Genomic DNA, 6,054 nt, shown 5'->3' with positions numbered 1-6,054 from the left:
GTCGGCCCAGACGCACCGTCTCTCTCAGCCGACCTGATCCAAACGACAGACCCTAGCCGCACGCCACCGGCCGTGCGGGGGCCGGGCCGGAGCCGATTGCTCCGTCGGCGGCCGGGAAGACGGAACCCCGTGCACCCCCACATCGAGGACTACGCGCTCATCGGCGACCAGCAGACCGCGGCCCTGGTCGGCACGGACGGCTCCGTGGACTGGCTGTGCCTGCCCCGCTTTGACTCCGCCGCCTGCTTCGCCAGGCTGCTCGGCGACGAGGAGAACGGCCACTGGCGCATCGCCCCCGTGGGCGCCGAGCGCTGCACCCGGCGCGCCTACCGCTCCGACACCCTCGTCCTCGACACCGAGTGGGAGACCGACGACGGCGCCGTCCGGGTCACCGACTTCATGCCCCAGCGCGACCGCGCCCCCGACCTGGTGCGCGTCGTGGAGGGCCTGCGCGGAGAGGTCACCGTGCACAGCGCGCTGCGGCTCCGCTTCGACTACGGCTCGATCGTGCCGTGGATGCGCCGGTCCGACGGCCACCGGGTGGCCGTCGCCGGACCGGACTCCGCGTGGCTGCGCAGCGAGCCCGAGGTGCACAGCTGGGGGCAGGACTTCGGGACGCACGCGGAGTTCACGGTCGCCGAGGGCGAGAAGGTCGCGTTCGTCCTCACCTGGCACCCCTCGCACGAGCCGCGCCCGCCGCTGATCGACCCGTACGAGGCGCTGGAGCACAGCGTCGAGGACTGGCGTGCCTGGGCCGCCCACTGCCGCTACGACGGTCCCCACCGGGACGCCGTGGTGCGCTCCCTGATCACGCTGAAGGCACTCACCTACCGGCCGACCGGCGGCATCGTGGCCGCCGCCACCACCTCGCTGCCCGAGGAACCGGGCGGCGTCCGCAACTGGGACTACCGCTTCTGCTGGCTGCGCGACTCCACGCTCACCCTGGGCGCCCTGCTGTCGGCGGGCTATCTGGCGGAGGCCGAGGCCTGGCGCGACTGGCTGCTGCGCGCGGTCGCGGGCAACCCGGCCGACCTCCAGATCATGTACGGCCTGGCCGGCGAGCGGCGGCTGCCCGAGTTCGAACTGCCGTGGCTGTCCGGCTTCGCCGGGTCGACGCCCGTACGGGTCGGCAACGACGCCGTGAACCAGCTCCAGCTCGACGTGTACGGCGAGGTCATGGACTCCCTGTCGCTGGCCCGGCTGGCCGGCATGCACCCGCAGCCGCAGATGTGGGAGCTCCAGTGCGCGCTGATGGACTTCCTGACCACGGTCTGGCGGCAGCCGGACGAGGGACTGTGGGAGGTGCGCGGCGAGCGCCGGCAGTTCGTGCACTCGAAGGTGATGACCTGGGTCGCCCTCGACCGGGCGGTGCGCACCCTGGAGGACCACCCGGAGCTGGGCGGCGGCGACCTGGCCGGCTGGCGCGCGCTGCGCGAGGAGGTGCACCGGGAGGTGTGCGAGAAGGGCTACGACCCGGAGCGCAACACCTTCACCCAGTCCTACGGCTCGGCCGAGCTGGACGCCGCGCTGCTGCTCATCCCGCGCGTGGGCTTCCTGCCCGCGGACGATCCCCGCGTCGTCGGCACCGTCGAGGCGATCGGCAAGGAGCTGACCCGGGACGGCCTGGTGCGCCGCTACAGCACCGAGGGCCCGCCCGTGGACGGCCTGCCCGGCGGCGAGGGCACGTTCCTGGTGTGCTCGTTCTGGTACGCGGACGCCCTGCACGCGACCGGCCGGACCGAGGAGGCCCGGGAACTGTTCGAGCGGCTGGTGCGGCTCGCCAACGACGTGGGGCTGCTGGCCGAGGAGTACGACCCGGTGGCGGGTCACCAGCTCGGGAACTTCCCGCAGGCGTTCAGCCACATCGGCCTGGTGAACACCGCCCTCGCCCTGTTCCGCGACGAGGGGGCAGGATAGGGCCATGGATCTTGGACTGAAGGACCGGGTGTACGTCGTCACCGGAGCCACCCGCGGCCTGGGCAACGCCGCCGCGCGCGAGCTGGTCGCCGACGGCGCGAAGGTGATCGTCACGGGGCGGGACGAGAAGAGCGCCGCCGACGCCGCGTCCGCGCTGAGCCCCGACGCGGTGGCCGCCGTGGGCGTGGCCGCCGACAACGCCGACCCCGGGGCCGCCGCCCGGCTGGTCGAGACGGCCCGTGAGCGCTTCGGGCGCTTCGACGGCGTGCTGATCAGTGTGGGCGGACCGCCGCCCGGCTTCGTCGCCGACAACACCGACGAGCAGTGGCAGGCCGCGTTCGAGTCGGTGTTCCTCGGTGCGGTGCGGCTGGCGCGCACGGCGGCCGCCGAGCTGGAGGACGGCGGTGTCATCGGCTTCGTGCTGTCGGGTTCGGTGTACGAGCCGATCCCGGGCCTGACCATCTCCAACGGCCTGCGGCCGGGCCTGGCGGGCTTCGCGAAGTCCCTCGCCGACGAGCTGGGCCCGCGCGGCATCCGCGTCGTCGGCCTGCTGCCGGGCCGCATCGACACCGACCGGGTGCGCGAGCTGGACGCCCTGTCCGCCGACCCGGAGGCGACCAGGGCGGCGAGCGAGTCCCGCATCCCGCTGCGCCGCTACGGCACCCCGGAGGAGTTCGGCCGTACGGCGGCGTTCCTGCTGTCCCCCGCGGCGTCGTACGTGACGGGCGTGATGCTGCCGGTGGACGGCGGCGGCCGGCACGGCTTCTAGTCCACCGGCAGGCAGAGGCCCGGCGTCACCGGGCGGGCGGGGCCCGGTACGTGGGCGCGGTGCGTGGTTCCGGGTCGGGGTCAGCTGACCCGTTCGGCGTGGTGCTTGACGCCGTGGAGGCGTACCTCCGCCGGGAGGGCGGCCAGGCCCGCCGAGTCGCGGGCGTGGGTGAGGGCGCGCGTGGTGAGGTCGTCCAGCGCGCTGCCGGGGTCCACGTGCGGCGCCAGCAGCAGCCGGACCCGGGCGCGTGGGGCGTCGCGCCGCCCGGTGAGCCGGACCTTGGCCCGCTCGACCCCGTCCACCCGGTCCGTCTCCTCGGCGAGGACGCCCTCCAGGGCCCGGCCGCGCAGCGCCGCGCCCTCGCCGTCGCCGGTGTCGACGAGGACCTCGGAGAGCCGGCGGCGGCGCAGCACCGCGACCAGCCACCACAGGGCGAGCAGCAGCAGGACGGCGAGCGCGGCGATGACGACCGGCCACCACCAGCCGGCGTCCCGCCAGCGGGTCCGCTCGGCCTGCGTGAGCAGCACGTCGTGCGGCCCCTGGTGCACCCACCAGGAGGGGGGCGACACGTCGAACGACACCGCGAGCACGGCGCCGCCCACGGCGATCAGCACCAGGCCCACGAGCGCCAGCAGCACCCGGTCGACGGTCCTGAGCACGGTCCTCACCCCTTCCGTCCCGGCCGCGCCACCCGGACCGACACGGCGGGCGGCCGGGCCAGCCCCAGCCCCCGCACCGTGTCGTCGAGCACGCCGTCGAGATCGGCTCGTACGTCGTCCAGTTCCCTGAAGTGGGCGAGCGCGCGCACCCGGGCCTTCCTGCGGCGCATCTTCACGCGCGCCGACTGCACGCCGGCGACCTCCACGGCCCGGTCGCGCAGCACCGCGGACGCGGCGTCCCGGTGCAGTCCCGCGCGGACGTCCGGATGGCCGCGCCGCATCGGCAGGATCCTGCGCAGGCCGGGCGTGAGCGCCAGCACGAGCAGCCAGAGCCCGAGGGCGGCGGCGACGCCGGCACCGACCCGCACCCAGGTGTCGTCGAGGGGCCGTTCCGCGAGCTGCCGGGCCAGGTCGCGGCGCCAGCCGAGGGCGGAGCGGCCGGCGCGGACGGCGACGACGTCGTAGAGGAAGGCACCCGCGGCGACCAGGAGCAGCAGGGCGACGATGCCCGCGGGGACGCGGCGCGCCGACCAGAAGCGGCCGCGCGGGCCCTGCTCGCCCTCCGCCGGGGTTTCCGGCGGGGGCCCGGTGTCGTCCGGCTTCTCCAGTACGGGCAGGCGCTCCGTGCTGCCCTCGGTGCCCTGCGGTTCGCTCATCGCGTCCTCCGCTGTCGGGCGCCGTACTCCGCCGCCAGGTGCAGCCGCTCCACCTGGACGCCGACGTCCGGCACCGCCATACCCGCCAACCCGCGTACCCGCTGGACGACTTGGTGACGCACCTGTCCGCAGCGGGCGCCGATGTCGCACGGGTAGTCGAGCTCCACGTGGACGCGTACGCGGGCGATGTCGTGGTGGACGACGACGGTGGCGTGCGGGCGTTCGGCGTCCGGATGGAGTACGCCGACCGCCTCGCGCGCCGCCTGGGCGGCGATCTTGGCGACGACCCGGTCGGCGATCCGCGTGGCGCCGCGTTCGCCCGCGGGAACCGGTGTCATGGCTTCGCGGACCTCACCGGCTCCCTCGCTCACGCCGGTCACCGCCGCCGGTCGTCACGGGCGCGGAACAGGTCGCCGAGCTCCATGTCCCCTTCCAGGAACCGGCCGGCGACGAACCCGACGGCGCCCAGGGCCGCCACCAACAGGAAGGCGCCGAAGCCGCCGAAGTACCCGGCGAATCCCAACGCCATCCCGGCGATCATGCCGATCACCGCCATGCTCATGGTGCGCTCCCCTCAGTCCGTCGTCCCGTCACCTGATCCGCGGCTCGTCCTGCTCCTCGTCCTCCTCGTCCGGCAGCTTCACGTCGCTGACCGCGATGTTGACCTCGACGACCTCCAGGCCGGTCATCCGCTCCACCGCCGCCACCACGTTCTCCCGTACATCGCGGGCCACGTCGCTGATCGACACGCCGTACTCGACGACGATCTCCAGATCGAGGGCGGTCTGCTTCTCGCCGACCTCGGCCTTCACGCCGCGCGTCACCGACTTCCCGCCGCCGGGCACCCGGTCCCGGACGGCGCCGAAGGTACGTGCCATGCCGCTGCCCAGGGCGTGCACACCCGAGACATCGCGTGCCGCCATTCCGGTGATCTTCTCCACGACGCCGTCGGCGATGGTGGTCTTGCCGCGGGTACCGGGGTCGCCGCCTCCGCGCCGTACGCCCTGCGCCCTGCCGGTCTCCGACGTGTCCTTCTCGGTCAAGTCGCTCATGTCCCCACATCCCTTCGGTCGTCCTTCTTTCCCACCGTAAGCACGGTGACGCGATCGCGCGCCGGGGATGCGGCAGGCTGAAGGAATGACAACGCCTGATCGGTGGACGCGGACGGTACGGGAGCAGCTGGGGCTCGGCAGGCTGCTGCCGCTGGGCGGGCCGCGGGACGGCGCGTGGGTCGCCGAACGCGCGGCACGGGACGCGCTGCTGGCCGCGGCCCGGAACGTGCCGGGCGTACGGCCCGGACGCCTGCGCATCGCCCTCGCCGCCCCGCAGGAGACTTCGGAGCCGGTCGTGCCGGCGCCGCCCAGCGCGCTGCCGCCCGGCGCGCTGCGAGTGACGGCCGACTTCGCGGCGTCGGCGGCCGAGCCCCTTCCGGCCTCGGCGGCCCGCCTGCGCACGGCCCTGACGGAGGCGGCGACACGCCGCATCGGCCTGACGGTGACGGAGGTGGACCTACGAGCGACGGAACTGCTGGACGCACCACCGGAGCGGCAGGAGGCGCCCGAGGCCGGGTCGGAACCCGGGCCGGTGACGGTGCCGGAGCCGGGGCCGGGCAAGGCGGCCCTGGACGCCCCTGCGGGCGAGGGCGCGGCGGACGACACCGACGAGGGCCGGGCGGCGGGTGCCGCGCTCACGGTGCCCGGTGTGCGGGAACTGACCCGCACGCTGGGCCGTCCGGTGACCATCACGAAGCGGGACCCCGGCCAGGAGGCCGCCCTGCCGCACCGCCATGTCCGGGTGGAGCTGGCGGTCGACGCGGACCGGACGACCGCGGAGGTGGCCCGGCAGGTGAGGGCGGCAGTGGCCGAGTCCCTGCCGGACCACCCCACGGTGGCCGTACTGGTGACGGCGATCGACTGAGCACACGGACGGACCAAGCCGGGCGACGCCGGGCGGGGCGGCATCCCGGGCGGGCGGTACCCCGGGCGGGGCGGCACCCCGGGCGACGCCGGGACACGGACGGAACGAGCCGCGCGGCGCCGAGCGGGTGGCGTGC

The 6,054-nt window shown here is 75.0% G+C and carries 8 protein-coding genes; 3 read left to right on the top strand and 5 right to left on the bottom strand.

The genetic code is table 11. From position 1 onward, the window contains the following. Positions 1-129: 129 nt before the first annotated feature. Entirely contained in the window at positions 130-1,917 is a 1,788-nt protein-coding gene (locus tag GTW67_RS09260) for a glycoside hydrolase family 15 protein (RefSeq protein ID WP_161164325.1), read from the top strand. Between the two features lie 4 nt (positions 1,918-1,921). After that, the gene (locus tag GTW67_RS09255) at positions 1,922-2,686 is read left to right on the top strand and encodes an SDR family oxidoreductase (protein WP_161164324.1); all 765 of its coding nucleotides are present in this window, start codon (positions 1,922-1,924) and stop codon (positions 2,684-2,686) included. Positions 2,687-2,766: 80 nt separating this feature from the next. Here GTW67_RS09255 and amaP read toward each other — a convergent pair whose 3' ends face one another. From amaP to GTW67_RS09230, 5 genes are read right to left on the bottom strand one after another with little or no spacing between them, the layout of a single operon-like run. Next, complete coding sequence (amaP, locus tag GTW67_RS09250; protein WP_161164323.1) at positions 2,767-3,354, bottom strand: alkaline shock response membrane anchor protein AmaP; 588 nt, start codon at positions 3,352-3,354, stop codon at positions 2,767-2,769. Next, on the bottom strand, positions 3,351-4,001 hold the full coding sequence (locus GTW67_RS09245) for a DUF6286 domain-containing protein (protein ID WP_161164322.1): 651 nt from the start codon (positions 3,999-4,001) through the stop codon (positions 3,351-3,353). The genes amaP and GTW67_RS09245 overlap by 4 nt, the downstream gene beginning before the upstream one ends. Beyond that, positions 3,998-4,381, bottom strand: a complete 384-nt coding sequence (locus GTW67_RS09240) for an Asp23/Gls24 family envelope stress response protein (RefSeq protein WP_161164321.1) — start codon at positions 4,379-4,381, stop codon at positions 3,998-4,000. The genes GTW67_RS09245 and GTW67_RS09240 overlap by 4 nt, the downstream gene beginning before the upstream one ends. Next, complete coding sequence (locus GTW67_RS09235) at positions 4,378-4,563, bottom strand: hypothetical protein (RefSeq protein ID WP_161164320.1); 186 nt, start codon at positions 4,561-4,563, stop codon at positions 4,378-4,380. The genes GTW67_RS09240 and GTW67_RS09235 overlap by 4 nt, the downstream gene beginning before the upstream one ends. A gap of 28 nt (positions 4,564-4,591) precedes the next feature. Then, positions 4,592-5,053, bottom strand: coding sequence for an Asp23/Gls24 family envelope stress response protein (locus tag GTW67_RS09230; protein WP_161164319.1), 462 nt, complete (start codon positions 5,051-5,053; stop codon positions 4,592-4,594). 85 nt (positions 5,054-5,138) lie between these two features. Between GTW67_RS09230 and GTW67_RS09225 the strand changes: the two genes are divergently transcribed. Further along, complete coding sequence (locus tag GTW67_RS09225) at positions 5,139-5,918, top strand: nucleopolyhedrovirus P10 family protein (RefSeq protein ID WP_161164318.1); 780 nt, start codon at positions 5,139-5,141, stop codon at positions 5,916-5,918. Positions 5,919-6,054 lie beyond the last annotated feature (136 nt).

Origin of the sequence: Streptomyces sp. SID5910 (genome assembly GCF_009862125.1) — a bacterium.
Taxonomy (GTDB): Bacteria; Actinomycetota; Actinomycetes; order Streptomycetales; family Streptomycetaceae; genus Streptomyces.
The sequence above is the reverse complement of the archived record's forward strand: the minus strand, read 5'-3'. Positions and strand labels throughout refer to the sequence as shown.

Bases quoted from the DNA above. Each gene is read 5' to 3' on its own strand.
- GTW67_RS09255 (WP_161164324.1), top strand. From the start codon at position 1,922: ATGGATCTTGGACTGAAGGACCGGGTGTACGTCGTCACCGGAGCCACC.
- GTW67_RS09225 (WP_161164318.1), top strand. From the start codon at position 5,139: ATGACAACGCCTGATCGGTGGACGCGGACGGTACGGGAGCAGCTGGGG.
- GTW67_RS09230 (WP_161164319.1), bottom strand. From the start codon at position 5,053: ATGAGCGACTTGACCGAGAAGGACACGTCGGAGACCGGCAGGGCGCAG.
- GTW67_RS09235 (WP_161164320.1), bottom strand. From the start codon at position 4,563: ATGAGCATGGCGGTGATCGGCATGATCGCCGGGATGGCGTTGGGATTC.
- GTW67_RS09245 (WP_161164322.1), bottom strand. From the start codon at position 4,001: ATGAGCGAACCGCAGGGCACCGAGGGCAGCACGGAGCGCCTGCCCGTA.